Source organism: Micromonospora sp. C95 (genome assembly GCF_018070465.1).
Taxonomy (GTDB): Bacteria; Actinomycetota; Actinomycetes; order Mycobacteriales; family Micromonosporaceae; genus Micromonospora.
The window spans coordinates 1-20,750 of sequence record NZ_JAGPXT010000004.1 but is presented as its reverse complement, the minus strand read 5'-3'; the positions used below and the strand labels follow the sequence as shown (position 1 = coordinate 20,750).

18 protein-coding genes are annotated in these 20,750 nt (G+C 70.8%); 5 read left to right on the top strand and 13 right to left on the bottom strand.

Annotated elements, in window-relative coordinates; translation table 11 throughout:
• Nucleotides 1-192 precede the first annotated feature (192 nt).
• From KBX00_RS06380 to KBX00_RS06370, 3 genes are all read right to left on the bottom strand, one after another.
• A complete protein-coding gene (locus tag KBX00_RS06380; RefSeq protein ID WP_210824234.1) occupies nt 193-612 on the bottom strand; it encodes a DUF6086 family protein in 420 nt (139 codons plus the stop codon).
• A 385-nt stretch (nt 613-997) separates the two neighbouring features.
• The gene (locus tag KBX00_RS06375) at nt 998-1,432 is read right to left on the bottom strand and encodes a hypothetical protein (RefSeq protein ID WP_210824233.1); all 435 of its coding nucleotides are present in this window, start codon (nt 1,430-1,432) and stop codon (nt 998-1,000) included.
• Between the two features lie 60 nt (nt 1,433-1,492).
• The gene (locus KBX00_RS06370; RefSeq protein WP_210824232.1) at nt 1,493-1,930 is read right to left on the bottom strand and encodes a DUF6228 family protein; all 438 of its coding nucleotides are present in this window, start codon (nt 1,928-1,930) and stop codon (nt 1,493-1,495) included.
• A 422-nt stretch (nt 1,931-2,352) separates the two neighbouring features.
• On the opposite strand from KBX00_RS06370, the gene KBX00_RS06365 reads away from it, so the two are divergent.
• Entirely contained in the window at nt 2,353-5,136 is a 2,784-nt protein-coding gene (locus KBX00_RS06365) for a BTAD domain-containing putative transcriptional regulator (protein ID WP_374225257.1), read from the top strand.
• Nucleotides 5,137-5,444: 308 nt separating this feature from the next.
• On the top strand, nt 5,445-7,649 hold the full coding sequence (locus KBX00_RS06360) for an AfsR/SARP family transcriptional regulator (RefSeq protein WP_210824230.1): 2,205 nt from the start codon (nt 5,445-5,447) through the stop codon (nt 7,647-7,649).
• Here KBX00_RS06360 and KBX00_RS06355 read toward each other — a convergent pair.
• The 9 genes from KBX00_RS06355 to KBX00_RS06315 form a co-directional block, all read right to left on the bottom strand.
• Complete coding sequence (locus KBX00_RS06355; RefSeq protein ID WP_210824229.1) at nt 7,562-8,599, bottom strand: glycosyltransferase; 1,038 nt, start codon at nt 8,597-8,599, stop codon at nt 7,562-7,564. The genes KBX00_RS06360 and KBX00_RS06355 overlap by 88 nt on opposite strands.
• Nucleotides 8,596-9,858, bottom strand: coding sequence for an FAD-binding protein (locus KBX00_RS06350; RefSeq protein WP_210824228.1), 1,263 nt, complete (start codon nt 9,856-9,858; stop codon nt 8,596-8,598). The genes KBX00_RS06355 and KBX00_RS06350 overlap by 4 nt, the downstream gene beginning before the upstream one ends.
• Entirely contained in the window at nt 9,855-10,694 is an 840-nt protein-coding gene (locus KBX00_RS06345) for a hypothetical protein (RefSeq protein WP_210824227.1), read from the bottom strand. The genes KBX00_RS06350 and KBX00_RS06345 overlap by 4 nt, the downstream gene beginning before the upstream one ends.
• Nucleotides 10,687-12,771 carry an ATP-binding cassette domain-containing protein gene (locus KBX00_RS06340; RefSeq protein WP_210824225.1) on the bottom strand — a complete coding sequence of 695 codons (2,085 nt, stop codon included), beginning with the start codon at nt 12,769-12,771 and terminating at the stop codon, nt 10,687-10,689. Before KBX00_RS06340 ends, KBX00_RS06345 begins: the two co-directional genes overlap by 8 nt.
• Complete coding sequence (locus KBX00_RS06335) at nt 12,768-13,853, bottom strand: hypothetical protein (protein WP_210824224.1); 1,086 nt, start codon at nt 13,851-13,853, stop codon at nt 12,768-12,770. The genes KBX00_RS06340 and KBX00_RS06335 overlap by 4 nt, the downstream gene beginning before the upstream one ends.
• Nucleotides 13,846-16,575, bottom strand: coding sequence for a thiopeptide-type bacteriocin biosynthesis protein (locus tag KBX00_RS06330; RefSeq protein WP_210824223.1), 2,730 nt, complete (start codon nt 16,573-16,575; stop codon nt 13,846-13,848). Before KBX00_RS06330 ends, KBX00_RS06335 begins: the two co-directional genes overlap by 8 nt.
• The gene (locus KBX00_RS06325; protein ID WP_210824222.1) at nt 16,575-17,408 is read right to left on the bottom strand and encodes a hypothetical protein; all 834 of its coding nucleotides are present in this window, start codon (nt 17,406-17,408) and stop codon (nt 16,575-16,577) included. The genes KBX00_RS06330 and KBX00_RS06325 overlap by 1 nt, the downstream gene beginning before the upstream one ends.
• Before the next feature lie 150 nt (nt 17,409-17,558).
• A complete protein-coding gene (locus tag KBX00_RS06320) occupies nt 17,559-17,777 on the bottom strand; it encodes a hypothetical protein (protein ID WP_210824221.1) in 219 nt (72 codons plus the stop codon).
• A 284-nt stretch (nt 17,778-18,061) separates the two neighbouring features.
• Entirely contained in the window at nt 18,062-18,397 is a 336-nt protein-coding gene (locus KBX00_RS06315) for a helix-turn-helix transcriptional regulator (RefSeq protein ID WP_210824220.1), read from the bottom strand.
• A gap of 62 nt (nt 18,398-18,459) precedes the next feature.
• Between KBX00_RS06315 and KBX00_RS06310 the strand changes: the two genes are divergently transcribed.
• Nucleotides 18,460-19,587 (top strand): NAD(P)/FAD-dependent oxidoreductase, encoded by a 1,128-nt coding sequence (locus KBX00_RS06310; protein WP_210824218.1) that lies wholly within the window; start codon nt 18,460-18,462, stop codon nt 19,585-19,587.
• A gap of 39 nt (nt 19,588-19,626) precedes the next feature.
• Here KBX00_RS06310 and KBX00_RS06305 read toward each other — a convergent pair whose 3' ends face one another.
• Nucleotides 19,627-20,001: a metalloregulator ArsR/SmtB family transcription factor gene (locus tag KBX00_RS06305; protein ID WP_210824216.1), complete on the bottom strand. Its 375-nt coding sequence runs from the start codon at nt 19,999-20,001 to the stop codon at nt 19,627-19,629.
• Between the two features lie 85 nt (nt 20,002-20,086).
• Here KBX00_RS06305 and KBX00_RS06300 point away from each other — a divergent pair, with 85 nt between their 5' ends.
• Nucleotides 20,087-20,236, top strand: coding sequence for a hypothetical protein (locus tag KBX00_RS06300; RefSeq protein ID WP_210824214.1), 150 nt, complete (start codon nt 20,087-20,089; stop codon nt 20,234-20,236).
• 391 nt (nt 20,237-20,627) lie between these two features.
• The coding region (locus KBX00_RS29120; protein ID WP_301547485.1) for an NAD(P)-binding protein at nt 20,628-20,750 on the top strand (123 nt) is incomplete at its 3' end.

Here is a 20,750-nt window from a genome sequence, read left to right as displayed (position 1 = left end):
GGCGCGGTGCATCAGGACCGCGACGTACCGCTCGTCGCCGCTGATGCCGCAGTCCTCATCGCCACCACAGGTGCGCTGGACGCCACCCCTGACTGTCGGGCCTACTACTCGTCGAGCAGCATCTGTGCGCCGGCAACCAACGCCATCGCACCCGACACGGGGCCGGTGGCACGGCATGGCGATGCGACGTGGTCAATGGGGCATGGCCTTGGCGTGCTCGCCGGCCAGGTTCTGCAAGCGCTGAGAGTCGCCCAGCGGGCGGATTCCCTCAGGGCCTACGGAGACGTCCCTCGGGTCCAGCGTGGCATCGGCCCGGAGCGAGGGCGCGTCGCGGCCGGCGCGGTCAACCAGAACGAGCGCGGTGGCGATGAAGCCTTCGAGCAAGGATCTGAGGATCGCATGGCTTGACGACATGTACTGCGCGACCAGTGCATCCACGAAGCCGACGAACACATCAAGATCGATCTCATAGTCGTCGGCGCGCACAGGGCCGATCCCGGTCGGCACGCCAACCAGTACAGCGACCGCCTCGCTGGTACGGACAAACAACTCGGCCACCCGATTGGAAGGGTTCCACAGTACGAGGTCGCCCACCTGAAAGTACTGACTCATGTCTCCATGATCCCGGCCGGGTCTCCGCTGGCTCAGCCACCCGGCGCCTGCATCTCCACACCGGGCAGACGTCGGCGTAAACCGAGATCGGCGACGGCTGACAGTTCCGGTCCATCACGTCGACCCGCTCAGGCTACGACGCTGACCCTCGCGCCCCGCCCTCGAACCATCCGCAAATCGCACTGCCTGGTTGCTGGCTCAGTCGTATCGTCGATTGATGGATGGTGCCGGGGAGTCGGTAGATGTCGACGATGTGCTTGTGGTGGTCGAGCATCCACTGGCCCGCCCGACCATCACGCCCGAAGCCTAAGTCCTACCCCGGACACGAACGTCAACCGAGCAGGTGGCCGCCGCACCTGCGGTGGGTGCGATGGCCTCCGGTCGGTCACGCTTCTGGCTCTTGGTCCTGAGCCGTCCTGGTACCTGCTTCGAGGATGCAGTGCGCGACGCGCCTGTTGTTCCACTCCAGTAGACCCAGGGCGAGTGCGGCGGCACCGCCGGGGACGACAATCACGCCCGCACCAGCCCACGAGCCGAAGATCATGAGGCTCACACAAGCGGCGGGCTGGGCCCAGCCCGGAAGGCGGTTCCACCACGTCCGGCGCAGCACGGCTCGGGACCATCGTTCCGCCGCAGCAGCCACAGCCGGATCCGGGTGCCCCTGGCCGCGCCTGGAGCGCCGGATCACCTCTTGACGCTCCCGAAGAGGCACCCGTCGGAAGACCTTCACCGACGCGCGGGCCTCCGCCCTGCTCAGGTCGTAGAGTCCGTGCTGCACGAGGGTGATGATGCCATCCTTCGCGTTCGGCGAGGTCGTCACGCTGCTCCCGGATCGGAGTGATGTCGACGAGCGCACGGCGCCCCGGCTCTGCCGGCACCTCTACGAGACCAACTCGGTGAGTTCGGCGACGAGGCGTCGCATGTCCTCGCCGCTGTCGAGGGTCACTACGACGGATGCCTCCCACGCTCCCGGTTCGTAGCCCCGGGGACCTCGGATGACGAAACGGAGACTGACATGGCCGCGTCCATCGTGCGTCGCGTCGATGCGGAGGTCATGCTCGAGTGACTGCCAGCTACGCACGCCGTTCCAGCCGTAGAACGACTCGGCCAGCGAATCCGTCCATGTCACGATCCCGTCACCGGCGAGCGTCCGGACCAAGGTCGCAGCGTTGACGCCGGCGTCGTCCAGCTCACAGAGAAGGTCGAGCACCAGGTCATCCCAAGGTCTGTGGGGACAACGCAGGCGTACGGACCCTCGGCCCGGTTCGGCCGTGAGCTCGATGCCATCATCCAACTGCCTGAGCACGAGGGAGAGCATGCCAGTGAGGCGAGCCGACCTCGCGCTGATTTCGTGGCCAGTAGACCAACCCCGTGCTCATCGGAGTTGTGAACCACGGGCGTGAGCTGCGTGCCACCTGTCTGGAGGACCAGCCGGTTGAGTACCGATTCGATCCGAAGCGGAGGTCCGTCGGTTGGCATCGGACCGCGTCGACCCGCGACTGGGACCGACGAACCCCGTGGGGCATGGACTGTGGTCTCCGGCGGGGAGGTGTGGACGGCGGAACGATACGGTGGAGCCCCATACAATCGCGCACAACTGACGTATGGACCACCAACTCGCCCCCGTCATCGGGGTACGGTGCACCCGGTGACAGCGCCCACATTGAGGTGCTTGTGCGTTTCGACCTCCTCGGCCCGATCCGCGTATACCGCGATGGCCAGCCAGTTCCGCTGGGCTCGGTGAAACAACGTCTCCTCTTGGCCACCCTGCTGCTGCGTCCGAACGAGATCGTCAGCGCCAACGAGCTGACCTCGATGCTGTGGGGCGACGATCAGCCGGCGTCGGCCGCGGCGAACCTGCGCACCTACGTACGCGGCGTGCGGCAGTCGCTGGGCGGCGGGACGTCGTGGGAGGGGGTGACCGCCGCAGCCGGCGGTTACCTGCTGCGGGTGGGACCAGGCGAACGAGATCTGGACCTGTTCGACGCCGCGGTGGCGCGGGGCCGCGACGCTCTCGCCGCCTCGGATGCGAACCGGGCCGAGGCCGAACTCGCCGCGGCGCTGGGACTGTGGCGTGGGGACTCGCTGTCCGACCTGCCGCTGCGTCCGGCGCTGGCCCGGCGGGTGGCGCAGTTGGAGGAGCGCCGGCTGCTCGCCGAGGAGGACTACACCGGGGCACTGTTGGCGCTCGGTGAGCCGGCCGAGGTGGTACGCCGGCTGCGCGCCCTGCTCGACCGGCACCCGCTGCGGCAGCGGGCGTGGGGGCAGCTGATGGTGGGCCTCTACCGCATCGGCGACGTGGCCGGCGCACTGGATACCTTCCGGCAGGCTCGGCAGGTGCTGGCGGAGGAGACCGGCCTCGATCCCGTGCCGGAGCTCACCAAGTTGTACGACGACATCCTGCATCACCGACCGGGACTGGCGGCGCACCCGCCACCGAGGCCGAACGGACCGGCATCGGTCACGCCGCTGCGGCCGCTCATCCAGCGCCCCGAACAGTTGCCGCGTGCGGTGCCGGGGTTCGTCGGCCGCGGAGTCGAACTGGCCAGCCTCGACGCTCTCGTAGACAGCCGGGCGCAGGGGCCGACGGCAGTGGTCATCGCCGTGGTGTCCGGCATGGCCGGAGTCGGCAAGACCGCCCTGGCACTGCACTGGGCGCACCGGGTGGCCAACCGCTTCCCCGACGGCCAGCTCTACGTGAACCTCCGCGGGTACGACGAAGCCGGGGTGGTGTCGCCGCCCGGCGCCCTGTCCGGCTTCCTCGAGGCGCTCGGCGTACCCCACGCCCGGATACCCTCCGACCTGGAGGCCCGGACGGGTCTCTACCGCAGCCTGCTGGCCTCCCGTCGGATGCTCGTGGTGCTCGACAACGCTCGCGACGCCGCCCAGGTTCGCGCTCTGCTGCCCGGTGCCGGCGGCTGCATGGTCGTGGTCACCAGCCGCGACCGGCTCGGCGGTCTGATCGCCACCGAGTCCGCGGCGCCGTTGACCCTGAGCGTGCTCACCGCCGAAGAGTCGACGAGCCTGCTCGCCAGCCGGCTCGGCGCCGGGCGCCTCGCCTCCGAGCCGGCCGCGGTGGCCGACATCGTCGAGGCCACCGGACGACTCCCGCTGGCACTGTCGATAGTGGCGGCGCGCGTCGCCACCCATCCCACATTCCCGCTCGGCGCCATCGCCGCCGAACTGCAATCGGCAGAGGCACGGCTGGACGCGCTGGCCGACGGCGACGTACGGCGCGTCTTCTCCTGGTCGTACCTGGCCCTGGGACCGGACGCGGCCCGGCTGTTCGCCCTGCTGGGGCTCCATCCGGGCCCGGACCTGACCCCCGCCGCGGCCGCGGCGCTCGCCGGCGTGTCGACCGCGGCCGTCACGCCGCGACTGCGGGAGTTGACCCGGCTCCATCTGCTGGCTGAGCACACGCCCGGCCGGTACGCCTTCCATGATCTTCTGCGCGTCTATGCGGCCGAGCTCGCGGAGTCGCCGGAGCGCGCCGACGAACACGCAGCGGCCCGAGCACGCCTGTACGACCACTATCTGCACGACGCCTACCCTGCCGCCCTGCTGCTCCAACCACAGTGGCCCCCGATCGAGCCGGTGCCACCGCTGCCCGTACCCGCCAGGCGGCCGGTCACCGATCACGACGGCGCGCTCGTGTGGTTCACCGCCGAGCACCGGGTGCTGATGCGGGTGGTCCAGCAGGCCGCCGAGAGCGGCTTCGAAGCGTACGCCTGGCAGATCGCCTGGGCGTTGAACACCTTCCTGGCACCGCGTGGCCTGTGGCAGGACCAGCTCGCCACCCAGATGGTCGCGCTGGCCGCGGCAGAAAAGATCGACGACCTCGCCGGGCAGGCCGCCGCCAACCGGCTGCTCGCCCGCGCACTGACCCGACTCGGCGACCACGACACCGCCGAGCACCGGCTGAAGCGCGCACTCGAGCTGCACGAGCGCCTCGGCGATCCCACTGGTCAGGCCCAGACGCTGCACAATTACTGCGAACTCTGCTACCTGGACGGCCGGCTCGACGAGGCGCTCACCCACGGTCGCGAGGCGCTGCGGCTGTACCGGCTGGTCGGCAACCGCTCGGGGGAAGCCCGGACGCTCAACGCGATCGGTTGGCTGCTGGCCGCCACCGGCGACTACGTGCAGGCCATCGAGAGCTGCACCGAGGCACTCGCCCAGCAACGACGGAGCGACGACCGCAACGGCCAGGCCGCCACGCTGGACAGCCTCGGCTTCGCCTACGACCGCCTCGGTGATCGCGACCGCGCGGCCAACTGCTACGAGCAGGCGATCCAACTCTTTCGCGATTCCGTCGACCGGTATCACGAGGCGGAAACTCTCATCCGGCTCGGAGACACCCGGGACGGGATGGGCGACCGGGCCGCCGCCTCCGCCGCCTGGCGTCAGGCCGTGCGGATCTACGAGGACGTGGGCGACCCCGCCGCCGAGGAGACACGTCGCCGCCTCGAACGTTACGAATCAGAAGGTTGGGGTTCGAGCAGCAACCTAGGCCAAGCACGCTAGGGCCGGTCGGGATCCGGTACGCCGAGCTTGTACGCCGCTTGTACCCGGGTTGTACGTGGATCGCCATACCCTGCTTCCGCACGGACACCCGAAAGCGCAACGGCATCCGTGTCGTGTCCGATCCACCGGCCTTCGCTGGCACTCCATCGGAGGGCGCGGGGCCAGCGGCCTCGACCGGACATTGCGCGACGGATTCAGCGACGCCGCCCAACCAATCCAGGAGCCCCGGTGCACACGGTCCCGTCCTCAGCAATTGTCGCCCGACCAGAATCGGTTCGCGGTCTTCGACGGAGCTCTCGGGTAGCACGATGACGCTGCGCTTCACGGTGCTTGGTCCGGTCGGTGCAGCTGCGGAATGTGCGCCGGTCGACGTGGCGCGGCCCCGCCGCCGTGCGGTGCTCGCCTACCTGCTCCTGAACGCCAACCGCGTGGTGTCGGTCGACCAGCTGACCACGGCGATCTGGGAAAGCGCGCCGCCGGCCACGGCACGGGCGCAGATTCAGTCCGAGATCTCGGCGCTGCGCTGGACGTTGCGGCGTACCGACGACGCACCGGCGCCGCTGCTCACCAGGCCCGGCGGCTACCTGCTGGACCTCGCCTCGCACGAACTCGACCTGACGGCCTACGGCAGGCTCGTCGGGTTGGCGCGAGCGCAGCGCAACCGAGGTCGGCTGGCCAACGCCCGCACCCTCATGCGTGACGCGCTGGCGCTCTGGACCGGCCCGGCACTGACCGGCGCCCTCGCCGCGTTCGTCGCCCCGACCCGTGCCGGTCTGGAGGAGACCCGGCTGGCCGACCTGGAACGGCTGATCGACATCGAGCTCCAGCTCGGTTGCCACCGCGACCTGATCCCGGAGCTGACCCGGTACGTCGCCGAGCATCCGTTGCGGGAGCTTCTGCGCGCCCAACTGGTGGTGGCGCTCTACCGCAGCGACCGGCAGCCGGAGGCGCTCAGTGTCGCCCGGCAGGGTCGCCAGCTGTTGCTGGACGAGCACGGGCTCGACCCCGGCCCACTCCTGCGCGATCTGGAGCACGCTGTTCTCCGGCAGGATCCGAGCCTCGCCGTCACGGTCGGTGCGGTGCCGACCCTGCGCTTCGCCGACCGGCCTCGGCCAGCCCAACTGCCGCCCGCGTCGTCGCTCTTCGTAGCCCGCCAGGACGACCTGACGGAACTGGTCAGGCACCTGGACAGCGACCCGGACCGGCCGGCGAACGCCGGGCCGCAGCTCGCTCTGTTGCACGGCATGCCCGGGGTCGGCAAGTCCGCCCTGGCACTCCAGGTCGCCCACACCGTCGCCGCCGCCTACCCCGATGGCCAGCTGTACGTCGACCTCGCTGGCAGCGGGCAGCCGCAGCACCCGGACCAGGTGCTCGACGAGCTGCTACGCGCGCTGGGCGTCGCCGACCTGGCAATCCCGGCCGAGCGGACGGCACGGGTGGCGCTGCTGCGCAGCCTCTTCGCGGATCGGCGCTGCCTGCTGCTGCTCGACGATGCCCGCGCGGTCGACCAGGTGCTACCGCTGCTGCCAGCGGGGGCCGGCTGCGCGGTGCTGGTCACCGCCCGCTGGCGGCTCGACCTCCCCGGAGCGCACCGGCATCTGGTGGCGCCGATGTCGCAGGCGCAGGGACTGGAGCTCCTCGCCGCTCATCTCGGCCCCGATCGACTGTCGGCGGAGCCGGCTGCGGTCCGCGCGCTGTCCGTGCTCTGCGACGGCCTGCCGTTGGCCCTGTGGTTCGCTGCCTGCCGGATGTACCGGGGCCGGTGGGCCGCCGACCTGGTGACCCTGTTGCGGGACCCGCAGCACCGGCTCGACGCGCTGAGTACCGACGACGGGTCGATGCGCGACAACCTGGCGCCGTCATTCCGGGCGCTGACCACGGCGGCAAGCCTGACGCTGCGTCGGCTCGCCGTACTTCCGACGGCCACCGTCCCGGACTGGGCACCCACGATCTGTGCGGGGCTGGCGCCCCGCGAGGCGATGCAGGCGCTGGACGAGCTGGTCGGCACTCACCTGCTGACGCCGGTGCCGCGGCAGACCGTCGGCCCGCACCGCTACCTGCTGCCCAACCTGGTCCGGACCTACGCGCTCACCGCTGCGACGGACGGATCACCCCACATCGACGTACCCGTCGACCAGGTGCTGGCTCGTGCGGCCGACGGTTGGAGTGTGCTGGCGCAGGAGGCTGTCCAGCGGCTGGCGCCGGGCGCCGGGCGGCCAACGGCCGATCGGCACCCGCCGCCGGGCACCGCCTCCCGGCTGCTGTTCTCGCCGGCCGAGTTGGACCGGCTGCTCATCAGGCCGCGGGACTGGCTACGCGACGAGTCGGAGAACCTGGCGACGATGGTGGCGGTAGCCGGCGAGCAGCGCTGGAGCAGGCCGGCAGCGGCGATCGTCGACGCCGTGAGCCGCGCCACCGGACGAGTTCACCCCGGCGACGAACCGAGCACCGCCCGGTACGCCCGGACGCTGTCCGACGTGGCACGGGACAGCAGCGCCGGTTGCGGCCGGTGAGCGCCGCGCAGCCCGGTGATCACGGCCGCCAGCCAGGCCCTGACCTCTGCCATGGTCATCCGGACCTGGTAGTCGCCGTCCCACGCCGGCGGTGGCAGGCACTGTCCGCCGTCACCGACCGCCTGTGGCAGCCCGCCGACCCGGGTGGCCACCACCGGCACCCCGTGGATCACGGCTTCGCGAGCGACCATCCCGAAACTCTCCTGCCACAGGCTCGGTACGAGCAGCAGGTCGGTCTCGGCGTAGAGCGCACAGCTGTCGTCGCGGTATTCGACGATCTCCACCTCGGGCAGGTCGGTGGGGCCGATGCCGAGCGGGGCGAGGTGGTCCCTGGTCCACCGCCCCTCGACGAACCGGAACCGGAACGGCAGCCCCGCCCCGCTGGCGGCCAGCACGAGATGCATCACCACCCCGAGCCCCTTGGCCGGCTCCGGGTTGATGAAGGTCAGCCGGTACGACCCCTTGGACACCGGATCGCGGGACGGTTCCGGCGGGCAGGCACAGCCCCGCAGGCAGGGTTCGATCGCGCGGGCCTGACGGCCGGTCTGCGACTCGAACAGCCGCCGGGCGAACGCGGACGGCACCACCACCTCGTCAACCAGCCGAAGCGTCTCCGGCACCGGAACAAGGTCAGCGGCCGGGTGCTCCAGCACGGTCGGCACATTCGCCGCCGCCAGCCGCCGCACCAGCTCGGTCTCCTCGCCCAGGTGCCCCCAGAGCAGGGCAGCATCGGGCCGGTCCCGTGCCAGCAGGGTGTCCAGCTGTTCGGCGACCGGCCGCAGTCCGGCCCCGTGGTCGGCCCCGTCCCTACCCGGGTCCATCGGACCGTCAAGGACTGTCACGCGCTCACCTGTGGCCCGCAGCGCCTCGCTGAGCTGGCGCAGGTGAACCGCCTCCCCGGACCGGCCGACGTGGATCCGGTGGACGCTGATGACGAGAACGTGACTCATCGGTGGCCCCGTACCGCACCGGACCGGTAGGCCGGGACGGCAAACTCGTCGCGGATCCGGCTGACGGCGGCCACCCGACGCCGCAGTAGGGCGACGCTGTCCGAGTCCTCCTTGCGGTAGACGATCGGCGCCAACCAGACCAACGCCCGGGCATCGAGCGGACGCAGGGTCCACGGGATGTCCGCCAGCGCCGGGTCCGCCCGCACGGCCCGCGCGAAGGCGGCCACTACCGATGGGGCGAACGGCAACGCCGCGGTGTGCCATTCCAGTCCATCCGGGAGTTTGCCCACCAACTCCGGCTGGTTCTGGTCGCCGCCGAGGATGCTCAGGTCGTCGTGGCCGCCGACGGCGCGTGCGGCCAGCCGCTGCCCGTGCTGGCGGGCGAGCCGCTGCACGTCGACGACCTTGGCCCGGAGCATCACTGGCGAACGGGCGGTGACGCACAGTTCAAGGACGAGACCGTCGTGGCTGACGCTGATGCCCTGAGCCCGGCGGCGGGCCGGCGAGAGGAGGATGCTGGAGGTCACCAGCTCCTCCAGGAGCACGTCCCGCCAGCACCGCACCAGTTCCTCGGTCAGCTCGGCACCGGCCAGCAGCACCGGCGTGGCCGTCAACCCGGTTGCCAGCGGCAGGACGTGCGTCAGCTCCACCACCACCGGGCCGTACCCGGAGGTTTGGAACAGCGACCCTTGCCGGTGCGGACCGGGTGGATACGGCAGCGCCCGCCGGACCCGGTCGTCGGTGGCGTCCGGCCAGCCCAGGCGAGCGAGTTCGCCGTCGCGGCGCAGGACGAGAAAGTCCCTACAGTGGCGTTCGCGCTCGCCGAGACCGGCGAGTAGGCCACGTTCCAGCGCGTTACCGAGCACCGAGGTGTGCGGGCCGGAGCCGGGCGGCGGCAGCTCGAATCGGGCATCGGCCCGCCGCAACGCCTCGTTCAGCTGCGCGAAGGTCACCCCGGGCTGCACAGTGGCGAGGCCGAGATCGAGATCGAGATCCAACCGATCCAGCCGGGCCAGACGGACGATCAGCCCTGGCTCGCGGACCCGGGCATCGTCGTATCCCCAGTTGCGGCCGCGGGCGTCCACCCGCCAGTCCGCGCCGGCAGCGTGCAGTATCCGGACCAGGGTGGTCAGCTGCGCCAGCGACTCCGGCTCCACCACCCAGTCCGGAGAGTGCCCACCGGAGACGGTCGATCCGGCTGGCTGGGTCAGCCCGGCGCCGGTGTTCGCCAGCCGGTCGAGCAGGTCGGTCGAGATCATGTTCGCTCCAAGGCTGCGCGTACCCGGTCCGGGGCGACGCCGTACTCGTTCCACAGCGTCCGGGTGACCGACACGTACGCGGCCAGCAGCTGTTCGGCGGGCGCCCCGCGTTTGAGGTTCCACAGGTGGCCGAAGCGGGGTGGCTCGGTCAGCCAGCGCAGCGTCCGTGGGCACCACAACGCATTGAAGGCATTGACCACCCGATGCCCGGCAACGGTGGTCAGGTGGGTGGCGAGCACCTGCTCGGCGACGGTCATGTGCAGGTGGACGTCGCGGCCGGGCGTGGTCGGGTTGTCGGCCAGGAAGCTGAGCCCGGCCTGGCTGATCCGGCGGGCCAGATCCGCATCGGCCGCCCGGAACAACGACGTGTTGCCGACCGTCGGCAGTGAGTCGGGCAATTCCACCCGGGCGGGATTGCGCAGTTCCCGCAGCCCCGTATAGAAGTCGGCGTCGCCGTGCTCCAGGTGCGCGAAGACCGAGCCGGTGGCCGGCAACCGCAGCCGGTGGTACAGGTAGGCGTCGGTGTCCACCAGCACCGCGTCGGGATACCGCGCCAGGGCGAGCAGCTTCGGCAGCGCGAAACAGGCGACCCGGTCGTAGCGCTTGTCGAGATCCCGGTCGTCAAACGTCTCGGTCTGGTCGTAGCAGTCGAGCCAGCCGAGCCGGTCGAGCCACTCAATTGTCGGCGGGTCGGCGTAGAGCGTGATCGGCCCGGCGTGCCGTTGCCACGAGCGGATGCTCAGCAGCCAGGTCGCCCGGGACAGCTGTTGGTAAGCCCGGGGCAACCGGTTGGGCAACTGCCAGTAGGCGTGGACGCCGCGTATCCCCTCAGCCACCGACGACCGCCGCGACCGCCGCCGATTCGAGCCGGGACACGCCGGTAGCGTCGCGCGCGATCCGCAGATGACGGCCGCCCAGGTGCTCAGCGACCGGGCGATGACTGATCACGACAAGCGTCCCGACCCGCTGCTGCATCGCCGAGAGCAGCCGCAGTTCCAGGTCCCGGTCCAGGGAGTTGGTCGCCTCGTCGAGGATCAGCAGCGACGGTCGGCGCAGCAGCGCCCGGGCCAACGCGAACCGTTGCACCTCTCCCGCGCTGAAGGTCGAGCCGTTGATGCGCAGGCGGGTACGCAACCCGAGCCGCAGGGGACGCATCACCTCGGTCAGCTCCATCACGGCGAGCACGTCATGGATCTCCTGGTCGGTCACCTCGGTCGACCCGCTGGACAGGCTCTCCCGGATCGTCGTGTGCAGGAAGTCGGACCGGGGCGGGATGTAACACACAAGCGGGCGAAGTCGGTCCGGGTCCCAGTCGGCGATCGGCACGCCGTAGACGGCCACCTGTCCCGTCGGTACCGGGTCGAGGCCGCTGATGATCTGGGCCATGGTCGACTTGCCGACCCCACTCGTACCGCTGACGGTCACCGTCTCACCCGGCTCCACCCGCAGGTCCAGCCGAAGGTCGAAGTGCTCCCTCGGACGGTGCACCCGAACCCCCTCCAGCACCACCGCCGGCGCGGCCGGCACCGGCTCGGTACGGGTTCCCCGTTCCATCACGGGCAACGTGAACAAACTCGTCACGTAGCGGAGTTGCCGCTCCAGCGTGGCGGCATTGGTGAGGCTCTGCGCGATCGCGGTGACCGAGAACAGCACCGTACCGCCGAGGGTGAGGAACCCGAACAGCTCTCCGGTGCTGACCAGACCCGCCGACAGCAGCACCGAGCCCACCACGAGGATCACGTACAGGCCGGCGAACCGCAGGGCGTTGCTCGGCCCGTACACCCAGGCCAGGCGGTACTCCAGCCCGCGGATCGACTGCTGGAGCCGGTCCAGCCGCTGGGCGTGCTCGGTCTCCAGGTGCCGGACCGCCCCCAGCCCCCGGTAGGTGGTCAGCCCGCGAGAGATGCTGATGAGCAGGTCCTGGAGTTCACCGTCGAGTTGCAGCTGTTCCTCGAAACGCCGGTTGATCGGGATCCGGCCGAGGATGGTCAGGACGATGTGGAGTGCGGCGACGCCGGCCACCACGCCGGTCAGCGGCAGCGACATCGTCGCCATGAACGCCAGCAGGATCACCACGGCGACCGCGTCGGTGAACAGCGACAGCGCCAGACCGGTGCCGGCCTCCCGGACGGCGCGGGCGCTCTGTACCCGATGCAGCACGTCGCCCGAGGTCAGCTCGGTACGCGCCGACGTACGGGTCAGCCGGTCGATCAGTTCCCGCAGCATGGCCCGGTCGAACGACAGCCCCAGCGAGGTGAGTTGCCGATGCCGAAGCCAGAACAGCGCGCTGGTCGCGACGCTGAACGTCAGTAACGCGGTGACCAGGGTGCCGGCGGCGACCGTACCCGCGACGGTGACCTCGTTCAGATAGGGCAGCAGGACCATGTTGAGCAAAGTCAGGCCGGTGTAGAGCAGCAGGCTCATCGCGAGGACCGGCACCACCTGCCGGAACTTGATCTGCCCGGACCGCAGCATCGGCCACAGCCAGGCGGCCCGGGTCGCCGCGCGTGGACGTCGGGGCGCGTCCGCCGGCGCCGGGGTGGCCGGTGCCAGCACCCAGCCGCTGGCCTGCTCCTGGTAGGCGGCCTCGGTCAGCCATCCGTACCCGACCGATGGGTCGAAGACCCGTACCCGTCGGCCGCGCCATCGCTCCACCGTCACGAAGTGATCCATACGCAGATGGACGATGGTGCCCGGAGTCAGTTCGGCGAACGGAAAGTCCCGCCGGCCGCGGTAGCGCACGCCCACCACGGCGGCGCAGGTGTCCCGCAGGTCCTGAAGCGACAGGGCGCCCCGGGTGGCCAGCGCATCCCGCAACAGCGGTTCGGAAAACTGATGTCCCTGTAGGCGCAGGCTGGCGACGAGTGCCGACACGCCGCAGTCGTTGTCCTCGGTCTGAAGGTTGGCTGTCATCGACTGCTCCCAATTGCTTGGCTGCCGGCCACGGCGGCCGATCCGTCACCGAGACTCACGCAGATGCCCCACCACGGCCGTGACGTCGTCTCGCACTCCGCCAGCGCCAGCGCCGTCCCGAGCGTCCCTTCGATCACCGACAGCAGGAAAGGCGTGTCGAAGATGGCGGCCACCGCCTGGTCATCGGCCTGGTCCAGATGATGCGCGAGTCGGGCTGCCAGCCGGGCCCGGCGGTCCGGACCGACCAGTTCCCGCCACCCGGGGGCGAACCTGGTGACCAGGCTCAGCCCGGCCAGGCCGTGGCAGACCGAGACGTCGGCGTCGGCGTCGGCGTCGGCCAGCAGCTCATCCAGCCGGGCGAGGGCCGGGCCGGTGATCGCCGCGTCGACGAACCGCGCCAGCACCAGCGGGTCGACCTCCGGGCCCAGCGCGGTAAGCATTCCTGGCTGGCCGTAACACATGGTGACGCCGCCGACACCCAACCAGTCGCGGTCGAGGACGGCGGGGGTCAGCCCCTCCAGGTGCCGGAGCAACGCGTCGACCGCTGCGGTCACCTGCCGGTCTTCGCCATAGCGGCGCCCCAGCATCCGCAGCAACAGGATGCCGCCGCTGCGGCCGTGGTAGAGACCGTACGACCTCTGCTCCAGGATGGACAGTGCGATCCGGGTGATGGGCTGCGCCAGCCTGGCGCGAGCCGGTTCGTCGGCGAGGTCCCACAGGGTCATGCCGACCCCGCCGGCGCCATTGATCAGATCGACGTCGCCGGCCTCAAGGTGGTGCCGATAGAAGGCGTCGAGTACTTCCATCGCCTCCGCCCGGGTACGGGCCAATGTCTCGGCGTGGCCGGGGCCGGGCGGCAGGCACTCACCCGCCAGCCGGTGACGCAGCCAGCTGATCCGAAAGTCGAGCACCTGTCCGCCCCGCACGGCCAGCTCGGTCAGCGACGCCGCCAGGGACGCCTGACCCAGCCGGCACGCGAGCAGGGCAAGGGCCGTCGCCGCCTCCGGGCTCGCGTGCCCCCGCTGTCGTAGTTCGGCGACGAGCCGGCGCAGCAGCCGCCGGGCTGCGTCGGCCTCAGCCATCGACCGCTCGGCTCCGGGTCGCCCGCGCCTGCCGACCCTTCAACAACCGAGCCGCCGCGAGCACGAGTTCCGACTCGCGATTTACCGCCTGCCCCATCGGCAACCCCCGGTTCACGCTCATGTGGATGAGGCTGCTCAGCGCCGTGGCATAGGCGTCGCTGTCCAGGCCGGCCAGATAGTTCAGGGCCGGCTCCGGCTCGGTGAGCGCGGCGTCGAGGGCCTGCTCCAAGTCCTTCCGAGCAGCCCGGAAGGTCGCCATCCACTCCCGCTCGGCCCGCGAGCTGGGCAGCCGGGGGTCCAGCCCGCGCAGCCCGCAGAGCAACGCCAGCGCCTGCTCCTCGCCGGCCAGCTGCCGGCACCAGGCGGCGATCCGGGCAACCGCCAACGTGTACCGGCCGGCCTGGTCCGGGCCCGCGGCGAGCCGCTGCGTCCACCAGGCCGAGTCGGCGCAGAACAGCCGCACGGCGTCGGCCCGGCTCGCTGCACCGCCGTACCGGTAGTCCTCCGGTGTCCAGCTCCGGAGATCGACCTCGCAGGGCTGCTGCGGAACCATCGCGGCCAGGTGGGCGCGTAGGTCGGCCAGCAGCGGCTCGGCCTCGACGCTGTGGTGCACCCGGATCCGCAGATGCGGTCGGTCGTCGTGGTAGCGGATGTAGAACAGGTGCCCCCGGCGCATCAACGCCATTCTCTCGGCGCCGGCCAGCCAGAGCTCCACCACCCGCTCCGGGGCGTAGACGAACCAGCTGGTCCAATCCGGGTCGACGGTCGGCTGCCGGTCCACCAGGCGGGTACGCGACATCGGCCTGACCGCGTGCGGATCAGGACGCAGCCATGGCACCCAGACGTCGTGGATGTGCCCACCCAACTCCGACTCGACAAGCGTCGCCACCGGCAGGGCCTCGTGCAGCATCAACCGGCCCTCGCGGCGCAGGCGCCGGGTGAACCACCACCGCTGGGTGGCGTCGGTGAGGTCCAACCGCATGGTCGTGTCCGGCCCCTCGCTCACCTCCACCTGCGGCCCGAACCCCACCTCGGTGAGTACGTCGCACAACTGCGCCGGATTCTCGGCCAGGTCCAGCAGATCGGCGCGGTGCTGTGCGTCCAGGACGACGCTGCGCCGGGAAACCAGACAACGGCCGGCGGTGATGCGGGGGACCATCTCGCCCGGCGGCGCCCACAGGCTGGGGTCGGCGGCCAGCGCCGGACCGTGGGCCTCGTCCAGCAGCAACCCCAGCAGCTGCACCGACCACGGGTTGAAACTGTTGCTCAGCGTCAACGGGCTGTCCCACCGCAGCTGCACGTAGCGTCCGTCGCGACAGTGCACGATTTGGAGCCGCCCCGCCATCATGGTCACGGCCAGATCCGCCAGTTGTAGATCGCCGGTCCGGTGCGGCAGATTGAGGTTGAGTCGGGGCAGTCCACTCTCCGGTCGGCGGACCAACGGTGCCCGCCGATCCGGCGGAACCCATCCGATCTCCAGCGGTAGCCAGCCGGGTACCTCCGTACCGAGGTCGGGCTTCGTGATGCCCAGTTGCTCACTGAGCCGGGCACCAGGCCCACCCCAGAAGCCGGGCAGGACCAGTTTGAGCCAGGCGTCCGCCCCGGCCACCGGCTCGGCCAGCAGCGCACCGTTGGCCATCCCGAACTGCGGCTGGGTGACCACGGCGCTGTCGGCGGCGGGCGCCTTACGGCGGGACCGCCACTGGTCCAGTGTGAGGGCTTCCTCCCACCACCGCACCGCGGCGTTGTCGCGGCGGGCCCGTGGCACGAACAGGCGTCGCGCCGGTACCAGGTTCTCGGTGCCTTCGGTCGTGGCCTCCGGCCGCCGCCAGCTGCCCAGCGGATGGTCCACCGGGGCGGTCAGCAGCCACGTCAGCGGGATCGCTCCGCCGCTGTATCCGCCGGCGACGTGGTCCCGCACCCGGTCGAGCCGGCCGGGTCGCCAGTGTCCCTGCAGCAACCGTGCGGCTCCGTCAAGCAGCGCTGCCGTGCCCGCGCCGGACATCCGGGCCCGGACCTCACTGAAGGCGTCCACGAACTGGTCGTCCCGGAACGGGCGCTCGACAGCCAGGGCGGCCTTTACCGCCTCGGTGGGAGCGGCCGGCGCGGCCCGGCCGACGATCATCGCTGGCTCGTGCTCCGGCAGCAGCAGCCGCTGCCGTACGGCCAGGTCGAACCGGGTCTCGCCATCGAGCACGACGGCCCACGCCGCCGCCGATCGGGGTGCCGCGGCGAGCTGCGCGGCGAGACGCTCCGCGAGCTGGCGCACGCCCGAGGTGTCCGACATCGACGTGACCCCACCCTTGTCCGGGTGCAGGTACGACCACCGGCCGTGCTCGACGGCGAGGGACGGATTAACGAACCATCGCCCAGTCTGTTGCGGCAGGTCGAGGCGGCGTAACCGTACATCGGTCACCAGATCGAGCCGGGTAGCCGGCGGCCGGTCCTCCTCCCTGACCTCGGCGAGCATGCTGAGGCTGAACATGCCGAACGGGGTAGGGCGGTACCGGGCCCGACTGCCGTACACGGCCAGCCGAGTTGCCGGATCCTGCCAGTCCCGGTCGTCCTCGCCGGCCCGCTGGAACACGGTCGCGTAGTCGACGGCCAGGTCCAGCAGTTGCCGCGCCAAGCCATCCGGGGCGGCGGCGTCGGGCACCGCCGGCAGCAGTGGAATCCGCAGCAGGCACCAGCCCGGCGTCGACAGCGACGGGACGGTGGTCATCAGAGCCTCCCCATCGGGGTGAACGACCCCTCGTTGACCAGGCGGGACGGTCGCATCGCGGCATGCGGTCGCATGGTCGCGATGTCGACCCGCGCCTGCTCGAGCTGTTGCCGGATCCCCGGGTCCGTCGTATCGCAGCTCTCGGCCAGCGCGAGGGCGGCATCCAGGCCGAGGTGGTACGTAGCGCTCAACATCAGCAGGAACTCGCGCCGCAACGCGGGCGAGAACGGCGCCAGCTGCCCTGCCCTCGCCAGCGCGTCGAAGCTGTGCAACATCCCGACCAGGCCACGTCGGGCAAGCGTGTTACGGGCGACAGCTTCGGCGTAGGTGGCCCGCCAGGCACCGGGTGCCGGCCCCGGTCCGAGCAGCGCCAGCAGCCGTTCGGCGAGCCCGAGCGCCACCCCGGGCATGTTCGCCAGGAACAGATCCGGATCGGCGTAGATCCCGACCGGTCGACCGGCCGGCACGTCGGTCATGTCGACCACATCTGCGGGTGAGACGCGAACACCGCTGGCTCGCAGGGTGTGGCTGGCGGTCGCGAGCAACCCCGGCCCCTCCCACGGGTGCGTCACCTCGAGCCGCGCCCGGTCGACGAGGACGGTGACGCGGCGGCCCGCCATCGGCTCGCACCCCATCGCCATGACGGCAGCCCGATCGGAACCCGAGCCGAACCGCCAGCAACCGTCAAGCACCAGCCCGCCATCGGCGTCGGTGCGGAGCCGGCCGACCGGGGCGACCACGCCGTACAGTTCGTCTCCGCCGGTGTAGAGCCTCGACAGCAGCTCCGTCGGCGCATAGGTGGACAGATAGTGGGCGGTGCCATTGGCAATCATGCAGAGCCACGCGTGGCTTGGGTCCTCGTGCGCGGCGGTCCGAACGAGGTCCAGGCCCATAACCAGGCTCTGGACCTCCTCCGGACCGTCCCGCAGCCACAGCACTGGAGAGCTGAGCTGTTTCACCGGTCGTTAACCAACCTCAGGAACTCAGTAGCTGCCACCGGGCGGGGGCGGGCCGCAGTCGGCGGAACCGCAGACAGCCCGGGTGGCCACCGTGATCGTACGAATGACGCAGGGCCAGCTGGTGCCGCCTGCGGTCTTGTCCCAGGTGTCGATGTCGACCCCGGCGAGGTCGAGGTCGTCCAGGTCGAGGAAGTGCTCGGCCTGGTGGTCTGCGGTGGGTCCCGCGGTCTTGTCGTCGGCCATACCAGTCCTTTCTGGTCAGGGCGAGTCGTTACGCAGGGTGTCCGCGCCACGCCCTGTCGACGGCCAGTTTGATCGAGTCGCTTATGCGTCGGCTACGCGTTCCCTATCGGCTCGGCCGCCTCGTCCCGACGCCATCCCGACTGCGGTGGGGCGATCGATTCCGCCACCGGCCTTCCACCGGACGCCACCGGTCGACCTCACACCGGCCTCGATCCACACACGCCGCCGCGGGCTCGCCGCGACGATCCTTTTCGAAGGCAGACCAACATGAAAAGTGGGGTGGGTCAGCAGCAGGTCGTCAGGTAGGACTTCAGGTCCGCAAGGGCGGCGAGGGCGCCGTCGCGGTCGGCCCGGTGGTACACCGTCTTGCCGTCGCGTCGTGAGGTGACCACCCCGCCGCGTCGCAGCAGGGTCAACTGCTGCGACGCCGTGGCCTGGCTGATGCCGACCCGCTCGGCCACCTCGCCGACGGACATCTCGGCGCCGCGGGCGAACAGCATCATGATCCGCTGCCGGGTCGGGCTGCCGAGGGCCTTGAGGAACTCCTGCGTCTGCGGCGCAAGACCCGGCGGGGCGGCGTTCCGCGGCCCGGTCGGCTGGTCGGCGGCGGTCTGGCTCATGGTCACACCTTTCCCCGCCACAATCATATTGTCACTCAACAAAATGACGATATGATGATGCCGTGGCCGCTGAAACTGAACCGGTGATCATCGTTGGCGGTGGCCAGTCCGGCCTCGCCGCAGCCCGTGCCGCCCTCGCCGCCGGCCTGCGTCCGGTTGTCCTGCACGCCGGGAACTCACCGGCTGGCTCCTGGCCGGGCTACTACGACAGCCTGACCCTGTTCTCGCCCGCCCGCTACAGCGCCCTGCCCGGACTGGCCTTCGACGGGGACCCCGACCACTATCCCCACCGCGACCAGGTCGTCGCCTACCTGCGCCGCTACGCGGCAACTCTGGACGCCGAGATCCGCACCGGCGTGCGCGTCACCGAGGTACACCCGCACGCTGGCGGCGGGTATCAGATCCGCACCGATGCTGGTGACGAGATCGCCGCAGCCGGTGTCGTCGCCGCCAGCGGTTCCTTCGGCAACCCGTACCTGCCCGACCTGCCCGGCCGCAGCGACTTCACCGGAGACCTGCTGCATGTCGCCGACTACCGCCGGCCGGAACCATACGCCGGCAAGCGGGTCATCGTCGTCGGGGCCGGCAACTCCGCGGTGCAGGTCGCCTATGAACTCGCGGCGCACGCGCACGTCACCCTCGCCACCCGCGAACCCGTCCGGTTCCTACCGCAGCGCATCGGCGGACGGGACCTGCACCATTGGCTGCGTGTCACCGGCGCGGACCGCCTCCCCCGGCGGATCCTCACCCGCCTGATCCGCCACGCCGCCGTGCTCGACAGCGGCGTCTACCGCCAGGCCATCACCTCCGGGCAACTCGCCCGCCGAGACATGTTCACTACCTTCACCCCGAACGGCGTCGTCTGGAGCGACGGCACGACAGAAGCGGTGGACGCGGTCATCTTCGCCACCGGCTACCGCCCGGATTTGGGCTACCTGGAGCCCCTCGGCGTCCTGGCGCACGCCACGCCCCGACAGGTCAGCGGACTCTCCACCACCCATCGGAGGCTGGCCTACGTGGGGCTGGAGTTCCAGCGATCCTTCGCCTCGAACACGCTGCGTGGCGTCAGCCGCGACGCCACCCATGTGATGCGTGCTCTCGCCGCGCACCTGTCCGGGCGGCGCAGGCTGCCACGCTCGGCGGCGATCCCGACGTCCGCGCGCAGTGGCACAGCTGGCGCACCACGCTGACCACTGCGCGGCGAGCGTCGCGCACGCCCTCGGGTGGTGTTACGACTCGACTGGCTCGACGGTGAGCAGGGCCGCCAACTGGCGCAGGATCCCCGGACGCGCCCGGTAGTAGACCCACGTCCCCCGCCGCTCGGCGTCCACCAGATCCGCCTCGCGCAGCGCCTTCAGGTGGTGCGAGATCGTCGGCCCGGTCAGGTCGAACGCCGGCGTCAGGTCACACACGCACGCCTCCCCGCCCTCGGCGGAAGCGATCATCGACATCAGCTGCAGCCGCACCGGATCTCCGAGGGCCTTGAACGCCGGCGCGAGGACCGCGGCCGTCTCCGCCGGCACCCGGCGCTGCGCCAGCGGCGGGCAGCAGGGTGCATCGGCGTTCAGGTCGATCACGGTGAGCGGCGCGGCTTGCTTCGACATTCCTCTAGGTTGACATCTCTCTAATCAGCGTGCAAGTCTCTGCTTAGACAGACGTCAAGACAGGCATCCTCGGGGAGGAGTCGTCATGTTCGGCAGGGCTCGGCGGTCATCGGCAGCCCCGGCGGGAGTTGTGTTCTGCGACTCCTGCGGCGAGGTGTCCACCGCTGCCCAGCGCGCGCAACGCCGCTACGAACGCGCCCGCACCACCATCTACGCCCTGATCAGCCCGCGATAACCGGAAGGGACATCCCTGATGAACGAAAACACCCAGAGCACCGGCGACTTGGCCGCCGCCCTTGCGGCCACCGGATCCGGATCCTGCTGCGCAAGCCCCACCCGAGCGGTCGAATCAGCCCGCCCGCCCGTCGTTGAGACGGCAACCGCCGGCCCCTGCTGCGGTACGGCGGAGGCCGCTCGGGCCGCCGACTCCTGCTGCGACGCAGAGGCCAAGGCCGAGGCCATCAACGCAGGACGGAAGTGCTGCGGATGAGCTCTGCCGTACCGGCAGCTTTGCTCGGTCAGCTCCGCCGCCACCCGCCACACCGCGCCCGCCATCACCTGACATCCACCGCCGCCACGATGACTCGGCGGCCCGCGACACCCTACTGCTACGTAAGGAGTTCCTGATGAGTGATCTGGACCAGTTGCCCGTCGCTGTCATCGGTGCCGGGCCGGTCGGCCTCGCCGCCGCCGCGCACCTGCACGAGCGCGCTCTGCCCTACACCGTCCTTGAGGCGGGCGACGGCGCC